The sequence below is a fragment of the Campylobacter concisus genome (assembly GCF_002912895.1).
GTDB lineage: Bacteria > Campylobacterota > Campylobacteria > Campylobacterales > Campylobacteraceae > Campylobacter_A > Campylobacter_A concisus_G.
The window spans coordinates 45,217-66,465 of the sequence record NZ_POZX01000022.1; the positions used below are offsets into that span (position 1 = coordinate 45,217).

The 21,249-nt window shown below is 39.4% G+C and carries 21 protein-coding genes and 1 tRNA gene; 7 read left to right on the forward strand and 15 right to left on the reverse strand.

The window, feature by feature from the left end:
* Genes CYP51_RS02650 through CYP51_RS02680 form a run of 7 tightly spaced genes read left to right on the forward strand, consistent with a single transcriptional unit; the run spans position 1 to position 8,042 of the window.
* Positions 1-1,419, forward strand: coding sequence for a COG3400 family protein (locus CYP51_RS02650; protein WP_103624268.1), 1,419 nt, complete (start codon positions 1-3; stop codon positions 1,417-1,419).
* A 2-nt stretch (positions 1,420-1,421) separates the two neighbouring features.
* The gene (gene aroB / locus CYP51_RS02655; RefSeq protein WP_103624269.1) at positions 1,422-2,459 is read left to right on the forward strand and encodes a 3-dehydroquinate synthase; all 1,038 of its coding nucleotides are present in this window, start codon (positions 1,422-1,424) and stop codon (positions 2,457-2,459) included.
* Positions 2,456-4,045, forward strand: coding sequence for a mechanosensitive ion channel domain-containing protein (locus CYP51_RS02660; RefSeq protein ID WP_103624270.1), 1,590 nt, complete (start codon positions 2,456-2,458; stop codon positions 4,043-4,045). Before aroB ends, CYP51_RS02660 begins: the two co-directional genes overlap by 4 nt.
* A complete protein-coding gene (gene mtaB, locus CYP51_RS02665; protein ID WP_054196592.1) occupies positions 4,042-5,283 on the forward strand; it encodes a tRNA (N(6)-L-threonylcarbamoyladenosine(37)-C(2))-methylthiotransferase MtaB in 1,242 nt (413 codons plus the stop codon). The genes CYP51_RS02660 and mtaB overlap by 4 nt, the downstream gene beginning before the upstream one ends.
* Complete coding sequence (locus tag CYP51_RS02670; RefSeq protein WP_440588228.1) at positions 5,246-6,922, forward strand: ATP-dependent metallopeptidase FtsH/Yme1/Tma family protein; 1,677 nt, start codon at positions 5,246-5,248, stop codon at positions 6,920-6,922. Before mtaB ends, CYP51_RS02670 begins: the two co-directional genes overlap by 38 nt.
* 10 nt (positions 6,923-6,932) lie before the next feature.
* Entirely contained in the window at positions 6,933-7,472 is a 540-nt protein-coding gene (mog, locus tag CYP51_RS02675) for a molybdopterin adenylyltransferase (RefSeq protein WP_072594196.1), read from the forward strand.
* A complete protein-coding gene (locus tag CYP51_RS02680) occupies positions 7,473-8,042 on the forward strand; it encodes a nitrogen fixation protein NifR (RefSeq protein ID WP_103624271.1) in 570 nt (189 codons plus the stop codon). It begins immediately after the preceding gene.
* Between the two features lie 36 nt (positions 8,043-8,078).
* On the opposite strand, the gene CYP51_RS02685 is transcribed toward CYP51_RS02680, so the two are convergent.
* The 15 genes from CYP51_RS02685 to murA all read right to left on the reverse strand — a co-directional run bounded on the left by CYP51_RS02685 (position 8,079) and on the right by murA (position 20,978).
* Entirely contained in the window at positions 8,079-8,693 is a 615-nt protein-coding gene (locus tag CYP51_RS02685) for a thiamine phosphate synthase (RefSeq protein WP_258032771.1), read from the reverse strand.
* On the reverse strand, positions 8,680-9,834 hold the full coding sequence (thiH, locus tag CYP51_RS02690) for a 2-iminoacetate synthase ThiH (protein ID WP_103624273.1): 1,155 nt from the start codon (positions 9,832-9,834) through the stop codon (positions 8,680-8,682). Before thiH ends, CYP51_RS02685 begins: the two co-directional genes overlap by 14 nt.
* Entirely contained in the window at positions 9,834-10,598 is a 765-nt protein-coding gene (locus CYP51_RS02695; RefSeq protein WP_103624274.1) for a thiazole synthase, read from the reverse strand. The genes thiH and CYP51_RS02695 overlap by 1 nt, the downstream gene beginning before the upstream one ends.
* A 1-nt stretch (position 10,599) precedes the next feature.
* Positions 10,600-11,451 (reverse strand): sulfur carrier protein ThiS adenylyltransferase ThiF, encoded by an 852-nt coding sequence (thiF, locus tag CYP51_RS02700; RefSeq protein ID WP_103624275.1) that lies wholly within the window; start codon positions 11,449-11,451, stop codon positions 10,600-10,602.
* A gap of 7 nt (positions 11,452-11,458) precedes the next feature.
* Positions 11,459-11,662: a sulfur carrier protein ThiS gene (gene thiS, locus CYP51_RS02705; RefSeq protein ID WP_103624276.1), complete on the reverse strand. Its 204-nt coding sequence runs from the start codon at positions 11,660-11,662 to the stop codon at positions 11,459-11,461.
* Positions 11,662-12,840, reverse strand: coding sequence for a pyridoxal phosphate-dependent aminotransferase (locus CYP51_RS02710; RefSeq protein WP_103624277.1), 1,179 nt, complete (start codon positions 12,838-12,840; stop codon positions 11,662-11,664). The genes thiS and CYP51_RS02710 overlap by 1 nt, the downstream gene beginning before the upstream one ends.
* Before the next feature lie 12 nt (positions 12,841-12,852).
* Positions 12,853-14,691: a biosynthetic arginine decarboxylase gene (speA, locus tag CYP51_RS02715; RefSeq protein ID WP_103624278.1), complete on the reverse strand. Its 1,839-nt coding sequence runs from the start codon at positions 14,689-14,691 to the stop codon at positions 12,853-12,855.
* Positions 14,688-15,914 (reverse strand): histidine--tRNA ligase, encoded by a 1,227-nt coding sequence (gene hisS, locus CYP51_RS02720; protein ID WP_103624279.1) that lies wholly within the window; start codon positions 15,912-15,914, stop codon positions 14,688-14,690. The genes speA and hisS overlap by 4 nt, the downstream gene beginning before the upstream one ends.
* Positions 15,915-15,944: 30 nt before the next feature.
* On the reverse strand, positions 15,945-16,532 hold the full coding sequence (gene tmk / locus CYP51_RS02725) for a dTMP kinase (protein WP_103560363.1): 588 nt from the start codon (positions 16,530-16,532) through the stop codon (positions 15,945-15,947).
* A gap of 1 nt (position 16,533) precedes the next feature.
* Positions 16,534-17,004 (reverse strand): pantetheine-phosphate adenylyltransferase, encoded by a 471-nt coding sequence (gene coaD / locus CYP51_RS02730; RefSeq protein ID WP_012001782.1) that lies wholly within the window; start codon positions 17,002-17,004, stop codon positions 16,534-16,536.
* Positions 17,001-17,552 (reverse strand): UbiX family flavin prenyltransferase, encoded by a 552-nt coding sequence (locus CYP51_RS02735; RefSeq protein WP_103624280.1) that lies wholly within the window; start codon positions 17,550-17,552, stop codon positions 17,001-17,003. The genes coaD and CYP51_RS02735 overlap by 4 nt, the downstream gene beginning before the upstream one ends.
* Positions 17,549-18,355, reverse strand: a complete 807-nt coding sequence (flgA, locus tag CYP51_RS02740; protein WP_103624281.1) for a flagellar basal body P-ring formation chaperone FlgA — start codon at positions 18,353-18,355, stop codon at positions 17,549-17,551. The genes CYP51_RS02735 and flgA overlap by 4 nt, the downstream gene beginning before the upstream one ends.
* Positions 18,356-18,420: 65 nt before the next feature.
* Positions 18,421-18,495, reverse strand: a tRNA-Gly gene (locus tag CYP51_RS02745).
* 51 nt (positions 18,496-18,546) lie between these two features.
* Positions 18,547-19,707 (reverse strand): molybdopterin molybdotransferase MoeA, encoded by a 1,161-nt coding sequence (locus tag CYP51_RS02750; RefSeq protein WP_103624282.1) that lies wholly within the window; start codon positions 19,705-19,707, stop codon positions 18,547-18,549.
* 2 nt (positions 19,708-19,709) lie between these two features.
* Positions 19,710-20,978, reverse strand: coding sequence for a UDP-N-acetylglucosamine 1-carboxyvinyltransferase (gene murA / locus CYP51_RS02755; protein ID WP_103624283.1), 1,269 nt, complete (start codon positions 20,976-20,978; stop codon positions 19,710-19,712).
* Between the last annotated feature and the right edge of the window lie 271 nt (positions 20,979-21,249).

Sequence of the window (21,249 nt, forward strand, 5' to 3'; positions counted from 1 at the left end):
ATGAAGAAAATTTTAATAATCGCAGATGGAACTTTCGCAAGAAATTTTTTAAACAGACTGCTTGAAACAAAATCAAATTTACATCACTATATCGTTGTTTCAAGTGAGGATTACAGCCAAAAATCAAATTATGAAAATTTTACATTTCACCAGTTTGATCCAACTAGCCTCTCAAAGCTAAAAAGCGTGAGCGATGGCTATTTTAGTCAGTTTTGTATAGTTTGCGATGATAAAAATGAGGCGGTTGCTGTTTATGAAAATTTAAGACAGATCAGCACAAAGACCGAGACTGTTTTTATGAGCTCATGGGAGCTTGATGAAAAATGCAAAGAAACATTTGCAAGCGATAAACACTTAAGTGTAGTTGATATCAGAGATATTGCAGCATCAAGGCTTATGGACTATTTACCAGATCTGCCAGTTTTAGCTGATAATATCGGGCTTAGTGAGGGTGAGATCATGGAAGTTAAGGTGCCAATAGGTAGCTCTTATATGTATCGTCACATCAGCTCAGTAGCTCAAAAAAAATGGCGAATAGCCCTCATATATCGAGGCAGCGAGATCATCTTGCCAAAGCCAAATGTAATGATACAGCCAAGTGATATACTGCTAATCGTTGGTGATCCAAATGTACTTCAAAATGTTTACCGCTCGATCAAGCGTGAAAGTGGGCAGTTTCCAAGTCCATTTGGTAGCAACATCTATGTGCTGATAGATATGATCTCAATGGACAAAGAACGTGTTAGCAAGCTCATAAAGGATAGCTTGTATTTGCATTCAAAGCTAAATAATAAACGCCTTTTTTTTAGAGTAATAAATCCAACTTTAGGTGAAAATTTAGATACTTTAAAAGCGATAAAAGAGAAAAATATCATTGTTTTGATGGATTATTTTAATAGTGATAACAAATCTATAAAATATGATGTTTTAAAGCACGACATTGGCCTAATCTTAAGCGATGATAAATACTTTTTTAAATTTAAAAAGCTATTTTATGAGCTAAAACTTCCAGTGCTAAAAACAGGTAAAATTTTGCTCTCAAATATAAAAGAGGGCGTTATACTAGGCGATCAAAGTCAAGAGGTGGAGAATCAATCAGCTGTGATAACAGACTGCTGTGCACAGCTTGATTTGGAGATGAAATTTTACTATTTTGATAATAAGCATAGCGATGAAGAGGCGTTAAAGGAACATTTTGAAAGTATTAGTGCGCTATTTTCAAAACGCATAAAGATAGAAAATCACAGCCTAAAAAATCCGCTTGTTAAGCTAAAAAATACAAAAAATTTACTTCACTTTGTGATGTTTAGCAAGAGTGTGGCAAATGGTGGAGCTTTTGCCTTTTTATCGACAAATTTAAATAGACTTTATAAAAAATTAAGTCAAAATGCACAGCTATTTGTGCCAGTAAGTGAGTAAAAATGCAGATAAATTTAAATCTTAAAGAAAAGGCATCAAGCTACAAAATCTACATAAACGAGCTTGAAAAGCTTGAGCTAAAGGGCAAGGTTGGTATCGTTACAAATGCTAAGATAGCAGGCCTTCATCTCGAAAAACTACTTAGCGTTCTAAAGTGCGATGAGAAATTTATCATAAGTATTCCTGACGGCGAAGAGTATAAAAATTTAAAGACGTTAGAGCAAATTTTAGAGCAGCTTTTTGTTAGTAAATTTGATCGCTCATCTACACTAATCGCCTTTGGCGGTGGTGTCATAAGCGATATGACTGGCTTTGCGGCGAGCATTTATGAAAGAGGGATAAATTTCATAAATATCCCAACTACGCTTTTGGCGCAAGTTGATGCGAGTGTGGGTGGAAAGACCGGCGTGAATAATAAATTTGGCAAAAATTTAATAGGCTCTTTTTATCAGCCAAAGGTGGTCTTTTGTGAGATAGTCTTTTTAAAAACACTACCAAAGAGAGAATTTGCAGCGGGTATTGCTGAGGCTTTAAAGATGGCGATAACATTTGATAAAGAGATGTTTGATTGGTTAAAAAGCATAAATTTAAATGATGAAAATTTAGCCAGACTGGTTGAAAAGTCGATAAATTTAAAGGCGAAAGTGGTTGAGCAAGATGAGAAAGAAAAAGGCTTAAGGGCCATTCTAAACTACGGTCATACTTTTGCTCATGTCATCGAAAACGAAACAAATTATAAAGAGTTTTTGCACGGCGAAGCGGTGGCTATAGGTATGAATATGGCAAATCGTTTAAGCGTAAAACTAGGACTCATGAGCGAGGCAGAGGCCGAAGAGATCAAGCAGGCTTTAGTAAAATTTGATCTTCCAGTAAGTTATAAAATACAAAACGAAAATACATTTTATGAGGCATTTTTTATGGATAAAAAAACAAAAGATGATAAGATAAATTTCATCATCGCAGACAGGATAGGCGGTGCGATCATTAAAAATGACGTCAAAAAAGAGGATATTTTAGAAATTTTAAGAGAATTTAAATGAAAAAGATCTTTATTTTATTGCTTTGCTGCTTTGCTCTTTACGCAGAAGAAAATGCTAGCGTTGAGTCAAATAGTTCACAAATTTTACAAAATAGTGAGCTTAGAAAAGAAATTTCAAGCTTAGACAACTCGTTAAAAAATAATATCTGGATCACAAGATATGCTAACTATAACACCTATCAAAAACTGCTTGACGAGCTTGAAAAAAACGAAAATGATCTAAAAAAACTAGATAAGAACTCAAAAAAAGGTAGTGATCTTATAAAGAGGATCCAAACCTTAAAAGAGCAGATAAATTTGCTAAAAGAGTATGAGAAGACACCATTTTCAAATATGCTAGCAGCTCCTGAAATGGACACTCCACCAAGGATAACAAGCCCTGTTGCGCTGGTATCTGGCTTCTCATACATCAAAAAGATAAAAAGCGACAAGATCGAATATAAAAAGCATATAAAAGAGCTTGATGCGCTTTTAGAAAAGCTCGAAGCAAAGGAAAATTTACTAAATAGGCTAAATTTATTAGATGATAATGAGCAAGATATAGCAAGCCTAAGCCTTGTAAAGCAAGAAATAGGCGACTTTAAAGCGGCAAAACAGATCGCAGATACGACTTTTAACGTCTATGAGAAAAGGGCTGATGAGGCTATAAATTTAACCACGGCTGATATAAAAGCTCAGTTTTTAAGCATGGGCTATACGACTATTGTCATTATTTTGACTATCGGACTAACCTTTATCGCTAAATTTATCGTTAAAAGAACAATTACTGATAATGAGAGATTTTACACGGTCAATAAATTTTTAAACGTTCTAAATATAACCGTAATCATCATAATCTTGCTTTTTTCGTATATAGAAAATGTCACTTATCTCGTAACTGTACTTGGTTTTGCTTCAGCTGGTATCGCCATTGCGATGAAAGATATGTTTATGAGCATGCTTGGTTGGATGGTGATCATGTTTGGTGGCTCTATACATGTAGGCGATAGGATTAGGGTATTTCATGATGGGAGCGAATTTGTAGGCGACGTCATTGATATTTCGCTACTTCGCTTAACTGTTTTTGAGGATGTCAGCTACTCAACATATAAGACAAACCGCCGTGCAGGTAGGATCATCTTTGTACCAAATAACTATATTTTTACAGACCTAATCGCAAACTATGCTCACTATGGCATGAAGACCGTTTGGGACGGTATAGATATCATGATAAGTTTTGATAGTAACCATAAAAAAGCCGTCTATCTAGCAAGAAATGTTGTCAAGAAATACTCAAAAGGCTATACCGATATCGCAAAACGTCAAATGAATAAATTAAGAAGCCAATATAGCATCAAAAATCCAAATGTCGAGCCAAGAATTTATACGTTTTTTGAGCCTTATGGCATAAATATCTCATGCTGGTTTATGTCAAATTCCTATGCCACGTTGGCACTTAGAAGCACGATAAGTGCTGAGATCATCGAGGCTTTTTTGGCTCAAGACGATATAAAGATCGCTTATCCAACGCAAACTATGTTTGTAGGTAAAAAAGAAAATCCAAGCGATCATACAGCCCATGGTGAGCAAGAGAGCGAAAGTATTTGATGCAAAAGATATTTTTTAAAACATTTGGGTGTCGTACAAATATCTATGATACCGAGCTTTTAAAAAGCTACATCAAAGACTACGAGATCACAAATGATGAAGATGCTGCTGATATTGTCGTGATAAACTCTTGCACAGTCACAAATTCTGCCGATAGCGGCGTCAGAAACTACATAAACGGTGTAAAAAGGCGCGGGGCAAAGGTGGTGCTGACTGGATGTGGCGCGGTTAGTAAGGGCAAAGAGCTATTTAATAGCGGTATATTTGGCGTACTTGGAGCTAGTAAAAAGAGCGATCTAAATGAACTTTTAAAGCAAGAAAAGCCATTTTTTGAGCTTGGGAATTTAAACTCAGTCGATAAAAATATAGTTACAAATTACGAAAATCACACAAAGGCTTTTATAAAGATTCAAGAAGGCTGCAACTTTAGTTGCAGTTACTGCATCATCCCTTCGGTCCGCGGTAAGGCTAGAAGCATGGATGAGGCTATGATATTAAAAGAGGCAAGAATTTTAGCTCAAAACGGCTATAATGAGCTCGTACTAACAGGCACAAATATAGGCAGTTATGGCAAAGATACAAATAGCTCTCTTGGTAAGCTTTTGGCAAACTTAGGTAAAATTTCTGGCATAAGGCGCATTAGACTTGGAAGTATTGAGCCAAGCCAGATAGATGAGAGCTTTAGAGAAATTTTAAAAGAAGAGTGGCTGGAGCGTCATTTGCACATCGCACTTCAGCACACGAGTCAGGCGATGCTAAAGATCATGCGAAGACGCAATGACGCATTTAGTGATTTGGAACTTTTTAATGAGCTTAGCTCACTTGGCTTTGCCCTTGGCACGGACTACATCGTGGGTCATCCTGGTGAGAGTGATGAAATTTGGGTAGAGGCTGTGGAAAATTTTAAGAAATTTCCTATCACACATCTGCACGCTTTTGTATATTCACCAAGGCGTGATACGCACTCAGCTACGCTAAAAAGCGATGTTAGCGGCGATGTGGCAAAAAATAGGCTAAAAATTTTACAAGGCATTACTTTGCAAAATAATGAAAATTTTAGAAAAAAACATAACGGAGCTTTGAAAATTTTAGTCGAGCAAAAAAATGGTGAATTTTACGAAGGTTTTGATCAGTTTTACAACAAAGCTAAAATTTTAAGCCAAAAAGATATAACAAAAGAGTGGGTGGAGGTAAGCGAATATGAAGTTAAGCCAGATGCCAATTATGCAAAAATTTAAATTTAATAAAAAAAATATCCTAATAATCGCAGCTATCGCATTAATCAGCGTGCTGTTATTTGCCGTTAGCAAAGAGCCACGAAATATCACATATTCGCAATATATGCAGCTAATGGATGGAAATTTTATAGACCGCGCTGTAATCAATGATGATGAAGTCGTGCTTTATGCACAAAACAATCGTTTTTTAATCATAAAAGAGGGCATCGATCTAAAAGAGCTTATTAAAAAAGTGCCTGTTGAAAAGACTAAGCAATACATCACCCCTGGCATGATCTGGGGTTTTATCATCTTTGTCTGCTTTGTGCTTTGGTATGCTTATATCTTTAGAAGTATCAGGAAAAAAGAGGAGAGCTTGCTTAGCAAAAAAGAGGGTGCATTTGAGATAGAAAGCGTGCTAAATGAAAACACTATGCCAGTCATCTCAAATGTGAGATTTAGCGATGTGGCAGGTATTAGTGAGGTTAAAAGCGAGCTTAGCGAGATAGTTGATTTTCTAAAAAATCCACAAAAATATAGAAATTTTGGTATCAAAATGCCAAAAGGCGTGCTAATGATAGGCCCTCCAGGCGTTGGTAAGACGCTTGTGGCAAAGGCGGTTGCTGGCGAGGCAAATGTACCATTTTTCTATCAAAATGGTGCTAGTTTTGTGCAAATTTATGTTGGCATGGGTGCAAAAAGAGTAAGAGAGCTTTTTAGCAAAGCTAAATCTTATGCTCCGTCTATTATCTTTATCGATGAGATAGATGCTGTTGGAAAGAGCAGGGGTGGTACTAGAAACGACGAGCGAGAAGCCACTCTAAATCAGCTACTAACCGAGATGGATGGCTTTGAGGACAACTCTGGCGTCATCGTAATAGCTGCTACAAATAGGATCGAAATGATCGACGAGGCACTACTTAGATCGGGTCGTTTTGATAGGAGAATTTTTCTTTCGATGCCTGATTTTAACGACAGAGTGGCTATTTTAAATACCTATTTAAAAGATAAAAAATGCGATGTTTCAGCCGAAGATATCGCTAGGATGAGCGTTGGCTTTTCAGGTGCGGCACTTAGCACACTTGTAAATGAAGCTGCGATAAATGCTCTAAGAAATAATGAGAGCGTACTAAAAATAAGAGACTTTGAGGCTGTTTTAAATAAGGTCTTGCTTGGTAAGAAAAAAGTACTAAGCTACAGCGAAAGTGAGAAAAAAATCCAAGCTGTCTATCAAGGTGCAAAGGCACTTAGTGCTTACTGGTTTGATGTGAAATTTGAAAAGATTTCACTTATAGAAGATCGCTTCATGGCAACAGAGCAAGAGATCGAGTCAAAATCACAGATGATCTCTCGTATAAAGGTGTTAATCGCTGGCATGTGTAAGCTTGAAATAGACGAAAATGATATTTTTTCAAACTCGAGCAATGATCTAAATTTAGCCAAAGAGATCGCATCAAAGATGGTTTATGAGTACGGCATGGGTAGCTCTTTTGTGCCAAATCCAAACGATGTAGAAGAAATTTTAAAACAAGCAAAAGAAGAGATTATGTCATTTTTAAAGGGGACAAACGAGCAGATCACAAAGATCAGCTCATATCTGCTAGCGTACGAGAGTGTAGATAAAGAAACGCTAGCAAAAATTTTAAACGAAAACTATTAAAGGAGAAAAAGTGAAAGCAAAAATAGGTATATTAACCCTATCTGACCGTGCAAGTGAGGGCACATATGAGGACAAATCAGGCCCAGCGATCAAAGAGGTGCTTGATAGCTGGATCGTGAGTGAGCGTGAGTACTTTTACGAGGTGATCCCAGATGAGTTTGAGCTGATAAAAGAGAGGCTTGTGTATATGGTAGACGTGCTTGGCTGCGACCTTGTGCTAACTACTGGCGGTACAGGACCAGCGGTGAGAGACGTTACGCCAGAGGCTACTGAGGCGGTTTGCGAGAAGATGATGCCAGGCTTTGGTGAGCTAATGAGAGCCGCAAGCTTGCAATACGTCCCAACAGCGATCCTGTCACGCCAAACAGCAGGTATCAGAGGGCACGCGCTCATCATAAATTTACCAGGTCAGCCAAAGGCGATAAAAGAGTGCTTGGAGCCGGTATTTCCAGCGGTGCCATACTGCATTGACTTGATTGAGGGAGCATTTATTGAAACTGACGAAAATGTTATGAAAGTATTTCGTCCAAAACAAAAGAAAATTTCTTAAATGAGTTTGATAGATAGCCTAAATTTAAAAGCCACTGCCTTTGCAAATAGGTGGCGATTTGTTATTAAAATTTGGCTTGTTTTTTCTTTTTTATCCTATGCGCTAGCATATTATTTTGGGTTAGAGGTTTTTGGCTTTATCTCGGCCATTTCTATCTTTGGCTGTGTTTGCCTGCTAGCCTTTAGCTCACTTCCTTGGTTTATCGCTAGCCTTGTATTTTTACAACCCTTGGTATTTTTACTACTTGAAAAATTTGATGAAAGTATTACTGTTTATGCTTTAGCCTGCGCAATTTGGCTGCTTGGCTGGATCACTTTGTCGCTTGTGGTAGATGATAAATTTGCAAGACTGGGAAATGACATCTTGCTAAAGGTCTCTCGTATAGCTCTTGTTGGCGAGTTTACCTTGCTATATTTTTTAAACTACAACAACAGCTTTGACATAGAGACTTTAATAAAGTCAAATTTGACAAAGTCGCTGCTTTTAGTGCTAAACTCCTATATACTGCCATCGCTTTTGATGTTACTTATATTTGATATAAAAACATATATCGCTAGTAAAAATGAGTAAAATTTTATGTATTATTTTGCGTAATTTAAACTAAATTTAGCAGTTTTTGCTCTCTGCTATCTTTTTTATAAGCTCCAGATCGCCGTTCATTGCTAGGCTCATAAAACAAATGCCACTTGCACCAGCTTCTATGGCCTCTTTGTAGTTCCCGTCATCTAGTCCACCAAGTGCATAAATTTCTTTATCAAAGCTTTTTAGCTCGCTTATAAAATTTACCCCTTTTGGCTCTAAACCTGCCTTACTAGGAGTAGCAAATATATGAGAAGCTACGAGCACGTCAGCGATAGAGGCTGAAATTTTAGCTTGCTCTATGTCGTGAGCTGGAGCGTAAATTTTTGCTGTTTTTCTAAATTCATCTAAAAAAACGCCGTGATTTTTAAAAAAATCAAGCTGCGCCGAAATGAGCCAAAAGTCGCTCTTTAGCTTGCATGCTACGTCAAAAAATTGATTAATGATAAATTTCTTGCGGTAGTTTTCACAAATTTGAGCCACAACTCTAGCAAGGTCGTAAAATTTAGCCTCGTCTAACCCCTTTGCACGAAGCAAAATTTCATCCACGCCAGCCTTACAAAGTAGCTGTATCCTCTTTAAAAAGTCATCGCCATTATAGCTTTCAAAGTCGGCCACGCAGAGAATTTTAAACATAGACATACTCACTCATCAAGGGCTCTAAGCCGTTTGCTTTTATCATAGCTTTGATCTCGTCCACGCTTCTGTCGTCGCTTATCTCAAACTGCTCGTCGCCCTTTTTCTCTTCGCCGTGAGCGCCAATGCTTATTTTTACGCCAGCGCTTATCTTATTTGTGGCGATCTTTACGGCGTTGTTGCGAAATTTCGCCTTTTCTCTAGTTGAGATCGTTATGCTGGCCGTTGGCATAAAAATTCTATAAGCGCAGATCACTTGCAAAAGCTCGCGCTCGCCCACGTCGCGTGGATTGATGCGGTCGTTGTTTATGATGGGGCGAAGTCTTGGACATGAAAATGCGATCTCGGCATGCGGATATTTTTTTTGAATAAGGCTCGCATGTAGTGCCGTAGCAAAGGCATCAAGCCTAAAGTCATCTATGCCAAGAAGTGCTGCAAAGCCGACCCCTCTCATGCCTCCAAGAAGCGCTCGCTCTTGCGCGTTTAATCGGTATGGGAAAATTCTTTTATTGCCGCCAAGGTGGATTTTTTCATATTTTGTGGGATTATAGGTCTCTTGAAAGACGGTCACGTAGTCCACACCACTTTTGTGAAGCAATGCGTAGCCATCAGAGTTTAGCGGATAAATTTCAACCCCAACGACTTTAAAAAACTTCTTTGCCAAAGCGCAAGCGTTTGCGATATAGGCTACACTTGAGCTAGTTTCGCTCTCGCCTGTTAGGATTAAAATTTCCTCTAAGCCGCTTTTTGAAATTTCTTTTAGCTCCCTTGTGATCTCTTCATCACTTAGTTTTGCCCTTTTTATTTTATTGTTGGCGTTAAATCCGCAGTAAACACAGAGATTATCGCAATAGTTTGCTATGTAAAGTGGGGTAAAAAGTGTGATATTTGAGCCAAAATTTACCCTTGTTTTTGCTTGGGCTAGCTGGGCTATTTGCTCTAAAAATGGTGCTGCAGCAGGCGAGAGTAGGGCTTTTAGGTTTTCAAGCGAGCAGTGCTTTGCATTTAGAGCTGCTTTTACGTCTGCCTCGGTGTAAATTTCAGGCTTGTAGCCAGCACGCTCTTTTAAAATTTCATTCATTATCTCACTGCCGACATCCTCCATATGAGGTAGTAGCTCCATGTGATTGGTTCTTGTAAATTTCATCAGTCTAAAAATCCAGTGAGCGGAGATGAGGCGTTTGCGCTTTTGCTCTTTGCGCCAAGGCCTGCTAGATAGGCGTTGCGACCAGCGATGATAGCCTCTTTGAAGGCTCTTGCCATGAGTGGGATATTTTTAGATGAGGCGATGGCTGTGTTTGCCATGATCGCAGCCGCTCCCATCTCCATCGCTTCGCACGCTTGTGATGGCCTGCCTATGCCTGCATCAACTATGATCTGCGTATCAAGCTCGTTTATCAAAATCTCAATGATATCTTTAAAAACTAACCCTTGGTTTGAGCCAATGGGTGCAGCTAGAGGCATTATGCAGCTTGCTCCTGCGCTTAGCATCGCTCTCGCGGCATTTAGATCAGGAAACATATATGGCATCGGCACAAAGCCGTCATTTGCCAAGGCTTCGCAGGCTTTTATCGTCTCAGCGTTGTCTGGAAAGAGAAATTTAGAGTCAGTGATGATCTCTATCTTAACAAGCTCTCCACACCCAAGCTCACGTGCGAGCTGGGCGATACGAACAGCCTCTTTAGCGTTTCTAGCACCACTTGTGTTTGGCAAAAGCGTCACACCTTTTGGGATAAAGTCGAGTATATTTCGCTCTTTGCTCTCGTTTATGCGCCTAAGAGCAAGGGTTAGGATCTGCGCTCCAGCCTCGTTTATGGCTGAGTCGATGAGCTCGTGCGAGTACTTGCCAGAGCCAAGGATGAAGCGGCTTTGAAACTCCTTGCCGCCAAGGATCAAGCTATTATTTTGCAACTTACGCCTCCAAGTCCATAAGTAGCCTAATGGCTAAATTTGCCTCGTGGTTTGCGCAGACTGCAACACGCGGTGCCATGAGCCCTTGACCGATCTTTGCTTCATTTGTGAGGTCGCCACAAAGATAGACATTTTTGGCAAATTTTATGGTTTTTATGAGATTTGAGCTAAAGTGTCCAGCCATACCAGAGGCACCGATGATCTTTTTATCTTTTAGACTAGCACCAGCTTCGTTTAGTATCATCGCCTTACCAGCGACGTTGTCAAAGGCTTCGCATAAAATTTCGCACTCGCCAAAGACGTTAGCCACGTTTTTTTCGTCCAAAAATGTATCGTGAGTCTCGACCTCGACAAAGGGATTTACGTCATTTATCAGCTCTTTAAGCGCTTGGGTCTTTTTCATACCGATGTGGCGGACAAAATACTGCTGACGGTTTAGATTGCTTGGCTCAACGACGTCAAAGTCAGCAAGCACTAGCTTTTTTACGCCAACTCTTGCAAGGCTTAGCGCGATATTTGAGCCAAGGCCGCCAAGTCCAGCCACGCCGATAACTGCTTTGCTTAGGGCCAAATTTAACTCAGGACTGTTTCGTGAAGCGATCATTGAGCGTAAAACTTCACGCTCAGGCATCACGCCACGCCTTATAAATACGACATTTGAGCTATCTTTTAGCTCGCTATCTTCTTTTATAGCAAAGCCATCAACGATAAAAATGTCAGGCTTTATCGCGTTAAATTTCTCTAAAAATTTATAAATTTCACTCTCTTTATCGCCAAGCGCAAGCTCTTTTAGCTCGCTAAGGCTTTTTACTGGCACCTTAAATTTCGCGCCGTTTAAAACTATCTCTATCATTTTCTCCTCATCCGCCACCGACTAAAGTAACGATCTCATAGGCTTTGGCCTCGCTCATAAAGCTCTCGCGCCAAAGCTTTTTTGGCAAAATTTCTCCGTCTCGCTCAAGGGCTATAAATTTAAGCTTATAGCCATTTTGAGTTAAAAAATCATAAACGCTTATGTCGTTTTCAAGCTCGAAAATTTTGCCATTTACTCTAAATTTGATCATTAAATTTTGTAGCTTTTTACAAAATTTGCGATCCTCTCGATCGCTTTTTTTATGCTCTCGATGTCTGTCGCAAAAGAAATTCTAAAGTATCCCTCCATACCAAAGCCCACGCCTGGCACGGTGGCTACATTTGCCTCTTCAAGCATCTTTTTACAAAATCTAAGCGAGTCACTATCTACATCTTTGCATTTTACAAATAGATAAAACGCGCCATCAGGCTTAACTACACTTAGCCCAGGGATGACATTTATCATCTCAACGGCCACGTCGCGTCTTTTTTCATACTCTTTTCTCATGTTTTCGATATCTTCGTCAGTTTCGCCTAGAAGTGATGGGATAGCGCCTATCTGCACGATCGAGCTAATGTTGCTTGTGCTTTGGCTTTGTAGCTTTTTGATGCCTGCTATTAGCCAGTCCATCGAGCTTGCTATATAGCCAAATCTCCAGCCAGGCATCGCTCCGCACTTGCTTAGGCCATTTATCGTGACCGTTCTTTTGAAAAGATCCTCGCTCACTGAGGCTACGGCGTGAAATTCTTTGCCGTAGATCACTTTTTCATAAATTTCATCGCTTGTGATGATGATGTCAGTGCCCTTTAAAACCTCGCCAAATGCAGCAATCTCCTCTTTTGTATAGACTGCACCTGTTGGATTTGTCGGGTGATTTAGCGAAAATACCTTTGTCTTTGGCGTGATCTCTTTTTTTAGCTGCTCGGCTGTGATCTTAAAATTTGTGCTCTCGTTTGCTTCGATAAAGACAGGCACACCGCCACAAAATTTAACGATCTCAGGGTAGCTCACCCAGTATGGAGAGGGGATGATGACCTCGTCGCCTGGGTTGATAAGCGCTTGGAAAACGTTAAAAAGTGAGTGTTTTGCGCCGATGTTTGTGACGATTTGATTTGCCTTGTAGTCAAGTCCGTTATCTCTTTTTAGCTTTACTCTAATGGCCTCTATCACTTCAGGAAGACCTGGCACTGGCGTGTATTTACCACTTTTGCTATCGTTATCAAGTGCGTTTTTTACAGCTTCTCTTATCTTTTTTGGAGTCATAAAGTCAGGCTCACCAGCTGAAAGCGAGATCACGTCGATGCCAGCAGCCTTCATCTCTTTGGCCTTTGTGCTGATCGCGATTGTGATTGATTCACTTAATGTTTGCATTCTGTTTGCTAGTTGCATTTTTCGTCCTTTTTAGTTAATCGTTTTTAAGTAGCTATTATCATTTAAAAATAGATAAAGTTCGCCTAAAATTTGCTTCTTTTGTGTTTCGTTTATCAGAGTTGATTTCTCTAAGCGCTCATTTAGAGTGTCTTGGATCTCGTAGATATCGTAGTCCATATCTTCCATAATATCAAGGATTGATTGGCTTTCTAGTAAATTTACGATCTTGTAGCCATCGTTTGTAAGCTCTATTGTAGCTTCCGTTGGGTGAGTAAAGAGGTTGTGCTTCATGCCGATCACCTCTTGATATGCACCAACTAGGAAAAATCCCAAGAAATAATCCTCCTTCTCCACGTCCACGTCGTGTAAAAGTAGAGGGTTTTTCTCATCATCGTAGCTGATCTCGCCGTCACTATCGCAGGTGATATCCCAGATCGAAGCTGGCAAAGTAGGTCGCTCATCGAGTCTGTCAAGTGGCATGATAGGGAAATTTTGCTTTAGTCCCCAAAAGTCTGGTAAGCTTTGAAAGATCGAGAAATTTAGTAAGTAGCGCTCTTGCACCTCTTTTTGGATTTTGGCTAGGTCGCCGCTTGAGTTGCTCTTGTTGCCAAGCATCACGACGGCTTTTTTACTGATGAGCTTTAAAAGTACCTCGGCGTTTGACCTATCTTGAAGATCGACATATCCAAGGTCAAAAAGTGTTAGCACGCTCTCTGTGTGGTGGATGGCGTCGTGCAGGTATTCTAGGGCATTTGAAGGCTTTATCGACTTGTAAAGATCGACTAGCTCGGTTATCAAATTTGGATTATTTTTCTTTAAATTTAGCTTCTCTTCGGTGTACTCTTGAGAAAATAGCTCAAGCACAGGGGCGACTAAAAGCGCGTGAGAGGCGGCTATGAAACGGCCAGACTCGATAAATATATCAGGTTGGGGCTCGTTTTTTTGCTCGCTTATGGTTTTAAGCATGTAAACAACGTCATTTGCATACTCGTTTAGTGTATAGTTTCTACTGCTCTCTTCTTTAAACTGCGAGTACTCAATAGCAAGACCGCCACCCAAATTTATCGCTTTTAGATTCATTGCACCCATTTTTCTAAGCTCAGCATAGATGTTGCCAGCCTCGATGAGTGCCTTTTTAAGAGGATGGATCTCGCTTATTTGAGATCCGATGTGAAAGTGTATCATTGTGAAATTTTCAAGTAAATTTGCCTTTTTTAGCATCTTTACAGCTTCTATGAGTTCGGTTGAAGTTAGGCCAAATTTGGAGTGGATGCCACCACTCTTTGCCCAAAGGCCTGAGCCTGTCGAGTGTAGCCTTATACGAAGTCCAATCTTTGGTTTTGGTTTAAATCTTTGTTTTGAAGTAGCGATGATCTCTTCAAGCTCGTTTAAGCCCTCGATCGTTAGCGTGATGTTGTGGCCCATCTCAGCAGCGATAAAGCCTATGTTTATGAGCTCTTTATCCTTAAAGCCATTTACTGTTATCGGCGCTTTTTCATTATTATATGCCATCGTTAGAAGTAGCTCAGCCTTGCTACCAGCCTCGAGGCCGTAGTTGTAGGGCTTGCCAAGGCGGACTAAATTTTTTACAAAGCCTGGGTATTGATTGACCTTAAGTGGGAAAACAGCGTTAAAGCTTCCTTTGTAGGCAAATTCTTTCTTTGCCTTTGCAAAGCTTGCGTGGATCTGCTCGATCTGCTTTTGGATAAGGTGCGGAAAGCGAAGCAGCAGCGGACCTCTATATCCGTCGTCCCTGATCTCTTTTACGATATCTATAATAGCTGGCTTACTTGCTGCGTTTATGCAGACCTTGCCATTTTCTATCACAAAATTTGAATTGCCCCAAATGCTAAGTCCAAAATCATTCATCCTAGCTCCTTTTCAAGCCCATCTAAATTTATCGTTTTTTCATCTTTTGTTTCTAAATTTTTATACCAAATTTTATTCTCTTTTATCTCGTTTTCGCCCACACAAAGGAAAATTTTCGCCTTTTTTGAGTCGGCATTTTGCAGATGTTTTTGAAGTTTTTTGGCTTCATACGAAATTTCAACCTGATATTTTTTGCGAAGTTTTGAGCCAAGCGCATAGACAAAGTCTAAATTTGCCGCGTCAAGCGCACAAAGGTAAATTCCAGCTCGCTCATCTTCAGCCTCGCCTAAAATTTCCATGATCCTCTCAACGCCCATCGCAAATCCAACACCGTAGCTCGCTCTACCGCCAAGGTACTCGACTAGTCTATCGTATCTGCCGCCACCTGCGACCGCGCTTTGAGAGCCGATCTCGTTGCTAATAAACTCAAACGCCGTCTTACAGTAATAATCAAGCCCACGAACTAGCTTAGTATCTATCTCAAATTTAATGCCGTTTGTCGTTAAAATTTCTTGCAGTTTTACAAAATCAGCCTGCGCCTCATCGCTTAGACTATCAGTGATTACTGGAGCATTTTTGTAAATTTCTTGACAGCTCTCGACCTTGCAGTCAAGCACGCGGATAGGGTTTAAAAGTTTGCGTCTTTTGCAGTCTTCGCAAATTTTATCGTCGTTTTCATCTAGAAATTTGACAAGTTTTTCTTTGTAAGACTTCATCGAGTTCTCGTCACCAAGTGAGTTTATCTTTAGGGTTGTTTTTATATTTAGCCTGTTAAAAATTTCGCTCACCATTAAAATAATGCTCGCATCTTCATAGACGCTGCCCTCGCCAAAACACTCGCAGCCAAACTGGTGAAACTCTCTTAAACGGCCTTTTTGCGGGCGTTCGTAGCGAAACATCGAACCGTGATAAAAGCAGCGTTTTGTTACATTTGCCCTGTCAAGTTTTGCCTCGATAAACGCTCTAACCACGCCAGCCGTACCTTCAGGACGCAAGCAAACGTCGTTGCCGCCTTTGTCTTCAAACTGATACATCTCTTTACCCACGATGTCGCTACTCTCGCCGACACTTCTTTTAAAAAGCGCTGTCTCCTCAAGGTGCGGGGTCAAAATTTGCTCATATCCGTAGTTTTTTGCGACTTCCTCGCAGGTTTTGATTATCTGTGCATAAAATTTCGCACGAGCTGGAAGCATATCTTTCATGCCACGAAGTGCCGTTATCATCGCATTATCCTTTTTTATTTTTTTGTGATTTTACTTAAAATTTATAAAATTTTCTATTTCTTTTGAAATTAGCTCTATGCTTTTAGATGCGTCTATAAAAAGCGCTTCAAAGCCATTTTTAATAAGAATTTGCTTCATTAGGCTTTGCACTTTTAAAAGATACTCTAGCCCGCGAGCTTCGATCTTATCGATTGTGCCTCTTGCTTTTAGACGCGAGCTTATAAGCTCATGGTTTGCTTCAAAAAAAATAATCTTATCTGCAAATTTATCATTTAGCGCAAATTTATTAAGCTCTAAAAGCACGTTTTCATCTAAGCTTTCATCATTTGCCAAAGCGTAGGCGATGCCAGAGATAAAGCCTCTATCACTTAAAATGAGCCTACTTAAATTTGGAGCGACTAGCTTTTCAAAATGCTCAGCCCTGTCAGCTAAAAAGAGTAAAATTTCAGCCCTTTTGCCTATTTTTATACTTGAGTTTAGTAAAATTTCTCGTAAATTTTCACCAAGCTGCGTGCCGCCTGGCTCTTTTGTGACGATGGTATCACTAAATTTAGAAGCTAAAATTTCTATCTGCGTGCTTTTGCCAACGCCGTCAATACCTTCAAACAAAACATACATTTTACGCCTTTAAATTTTTAAGAATTTTTGCTGGCACTAGGTTGCTCACATCGCCGTCGTGGCGCAAGACTGAGCGGACAATCGAGCTTGAGATGAAGGCATTATTTAAGCTTGGCATAAGATAAACCGTCTCAAATTCATCCCAAAGTGCAGCGTTTGCATAGCCTATTTGTAGCTCATACTCAAAGTCACTAACCGCGCGAAGACCCCTGATGACGGTGTTTATGCCATGCGATTTAGCAAAATCAACAAGCAAGTTATCAAAGCCAAGAACGCTTACGTTTTTTAGCTCGCAAACTGCCTCTTTTGCCATTTCTATACGCTTTTCATGTGCGAACATTGGCTGTTTGCTGTCACTTTTTGCAACTGCGACAATCACTTTGTCAAAAATTTTTGTAGCCCTTATGATGACGTCTAAATGGCCGTTTGTGATCGGATCAAAAGTCCCTGGATAGATGCAAGATTTTTTCAAAATTGCCACCTTTTATAAAGATTATTTTCAATTTTTAAGGCATCAAGCCACTTGCCAATGATGAAATTTTCCATATCATCAAGGCTCTTTATATCTGCGTAGTAGCCCAAAACTGGCGGTGCGATGATAGCTCCAAGAGATGATAGAAGCTGCATTTGAGAAAGCGTGATCGTAGAAAACGGCATCTCTCTAACTCCCAAAACTAGCCTTTGCCTCTCCTTTAGCGCGACACTTGCGGCCCTTGTGATGAGCGTGTCACTTATGCCGTTTGTGACCTTTGCCAAAGTATTAGTAGAGCAGGGTGCTATGATCATCGCATCCGTGCCAAACGAGCCAGAAGCTGGGCCTGCGCCAAGGTCTTGATCGTCATAAATTTTCACGCCAAGATCATTTAAATTCAACTTCAAATTTTCCTCAGCTTCCAAAACTTTCATGGCATTTTTACTAACTATGACGTGCGCCTCGCAACTATATTTGGCGGCATTTACTAGCTTTAGAAAAAGTCCAGCCCCGCTTGCTCCAGTGGCTGCAAATACTATCTTTTTCATCTTATCACTGCCTCATCTTTGCCTGAAACTGTGGCCTGTAAAATTTTATTATCTTTTGTTCTTATCTTTATCATATCACCTAAATTTCCATCCTCAAGAGCCTTTACTTCAGCTATTATCTTAACTCCATCCTCGCTTAAAACCGCATTTAGCATTTGACCTTTTTTGACTAAACTTATGGCGTTAAACTGACGCTTGGTTAAAATTTCACCGCTTTTTATCTGCACTTTTGTTATAAGAGCTAAGCTATTTGAGTTAGAAAGTGCATCTTTTGGCCATTTGCCAAACTCAATCATCGTTGGCTGATAGTCAAGCAGGCTTAAAATGTGGTTTGTATTCATTGAATTTATTGCTATGAAGGCTGGCATCTTAGCGTTAAAGCTAAATTTAAAATAGATGCTTTTTAGACTCAGATCAACATCCTCAAATGATACTCTAAATGTACCTTTTTGACTATTTTGATCACCTAAAAAGATATTTTTTAGGACGAGCTCTTTGAAATTTGCCGGAAGCTTATTTTGTGGACTGATGCTAAGGTCACTTATGCTGATACCAGGATATTCATCGCTAATTGATCTTAAAAATTGCATTTGAATCTCATCCATAATAGAGCAGTTTTTCACAAAAGCAACGCTTCCACCGCTTTTGTCATTATATGTTTTAAAATTTGCTGTTAGAATTTCATAGAGTTTTTTACTATCTATCTTGGCAGCTCTTTTACCCTCTAAGTTTAAAATTTCATTGTCTTCGCCTTCAAAGCCAAAAGTGCTAAGTGAAATTTGATCATTTATGACGCAATACATCGGATAGATGCTGACTTCATTTGCAAAAAGTTTTGTGGAAAATAAAAAAATGAGTATAAAAAAAATGGAGCGGGAAACGAGATTCGAACTCGCGACCCCAACCTTGGCAAGGTTGTGCTCTACCCCTGAGCTATTCCCGCAGTCAAAATGAAGTCCGCATTCTATCAGATTGTTTTTCATTTGTCAAGATTTTATGGAAGTTTTATAAGAGAAATTTCACTATTTTGCAAAATTTCGCTTTGATCTGGACTAGTTAAAAAGATAAAAGCGCTTTTTAAAATATGATCTATCATGCCAGAGCCGTATTTTCCACCATTTGTTGCTATAAATTTATCATTTTCAATATTTCCAAAAATGGCATTGATCCTGCCTGATTTTACCTTTAAATTTTGTGCATTTGTAGCATTTTGCATCACAAAGCAATCCTCTCTTAAAAGAGGCAAAACAAGCATCATCATGCAAACATAAGCTGCCATTGGATTTCCAGGGAGCACAAAGACTAGTTTGCCATCTTTTTCATAAGCCTTGCAGGGTTTGCCAGGTCTTATATCAATATGCGAAAAAATTTCATTGTATCCAAGCTCGCTTAGAGCTATTTTCATAAAATCAGCCTCACCAGCACTTGCCCCACCAGAGCAGATAATAATGTCGTAATTTGTAGCATTTAAAAATGCCTGTTTGACAGCACTTAGCCCATCTTTTATGATGCCAAGATATGAGCTATCTTGCCCTATGGAGCTTAAAAGTGCAGCGATGCCAAAGGCATTTGCATTGTAAATTTCATCCTCACTCGCTCTTTGCCAAGGCTCTATGATCTCATTTCCACTTGAATAAATTCCAACACTAGGCTGTTTTTTTACATTTATAAAACTTATGCCCTGTGCTGCTAGCATCATTATGCCTCTAGTGTTTATAGCCTCGCCACTTTTTAGCAAAATTTCACCAATCTTTACCTCTTCGCCTTTAAAGCGATACCCATCACCTTTTTTAAGATTATTTGGTGCTTTTATAAAATTTCCTTCAACAACACAATCCTCAATCTTTATGATTGTATCAGCACTCTTTGGCATTTTCGCACCAGTCATTATCTTAACGCACTCATTTTTGCCGATGCTTAGCTGCTCTTTATCGCCTGCAAAGGCACTTGCAACTATTTTATATGGCTTGTCTTTATCTTCAAATTTCACAGCAAAGCCATCAAGCGCAGAGTTATCAAAACATGGCAAGTCTTTTACCGCCACTACATCATTTGCCAATGTTTTACCAAGAGCCATACTGATAGGCAAAATTTCACTATCTGTTTTTAGTTTAAATTTAGATTTAAGCGCATCTAATGCATTATTTAGCAGCATTTTTACTCCTCAAGCCTAATAATATTTGCACCAAGGCCTTGAAATTTTTCTTCTAAATTTTCATATCCTCTATCAAGGTGATAAATTCTATGTACCAAGCTTTCACCATTTGCTATAAGAGCAGCTAGTATCAGCGCTGAGCTAGCTCTAAGATCTGTCGCCATCACATCGGCTGCATTTAGCTTAGCTGGTGCATAAACACTTGCAATATGCCCGTTTAATTTAATATCCGCTCCCATTCTAGCAAGCTCGCTAACGTGCATAAAGCGGTTTTCAAAAAGTCTCTCATCTATCGTGCTAACGCCATTTGCTGCAAGGCAAAGCGCCATAAATTGAGCTTGCATATCTGTTGGAAAGCCTGGATACTCAGTAGTTCTTATCTCTACTGGTTTTATCTCTTTTGCTGGCAATATCGTGATCTTGTCGCCATCTATCTCAATACCAAAGCCCATCTCTTCAAATTTATTTAAAATGGCTGTCATATGGGCTGCATTTGCCTTTGTGACCGAAATTTTGCTATTTGTTATAGCTCCAGCACAAAGGTATGTGCCAGCCTCGATCCTATCAGGGATGACTTCAATATCGCAAATTTCAAGCAATTTTTGGCCACTTCCAGTTATCTTTAGCTCGCTTGTGCCGATGCCTTCTATTTTAACGCCACTCTTAGCCAAAATTTCACAAATTTGCACCACTTCAGGCTCAAGTGCTACGTTAAAAAGCTCTGTCGTACCGTGAGCTAGAGCTGCAGCCATGATGATATTTTCGCTACCAGTTACGGTGATCTTATCAAAAACGATCTTTGTGCCTTTTAGGCCATTTGGTGCTGTTGCGACGACATAGCCTTGCTTTATTTCGATATTTGCTCCCATTTTTTCGAGCGCATTTAGATGCAGGTCAATAGGTCTTTGTCCGATTGCACATCCTCCAGGTAGACTCACTTCGCAGTGGCCAAAGCGTGCAAGAAGCGGTCCAAGCGTTAAGATAGAAGCGCGCATCTTTCTAACGATGTCATAATTTGCAGTTGTCGAGCTTACACCACTTGTATCTATGCTTAGTGAATTTTTATTTTTAAATTCGCACTTTGCTCCTAGGTTAGTTAGCAGTTGGCAAAGCGTTTTTATATCAGCGACATTTGGGATATTTGTTAAATTTACACTTTTTTTTGCAAGTAAGGTTAGAGCGATAATCGGTAGAGCAGCATTTTTAGCGCCGCTTATTTTTACTTCGCCACTTAATTTGGCATTTCCTTTTATCTTTAAATAGTGCATCATTGTTTTTTGCCTTAAGAAAATATGTTTTTTGCCGATATTATATTGCTTTTTAACTTAGAATAAAGAAAGCAAAGCACTATTTCCGGTTCATTTACGTTTAAAAGTTAAAATTGCAAACACTAAAATTTTGGATATAAATATGTCAAATTCAATAAATAAAAAAATCTTTTTTATATTTAGCATTATATTTTTTACAGGTTGTTCTTTTACTGAGCCCAAGCCGTATGACTACTCAGACTTTTTACAAAAAAGACCTCACTCTCTCTTAGTG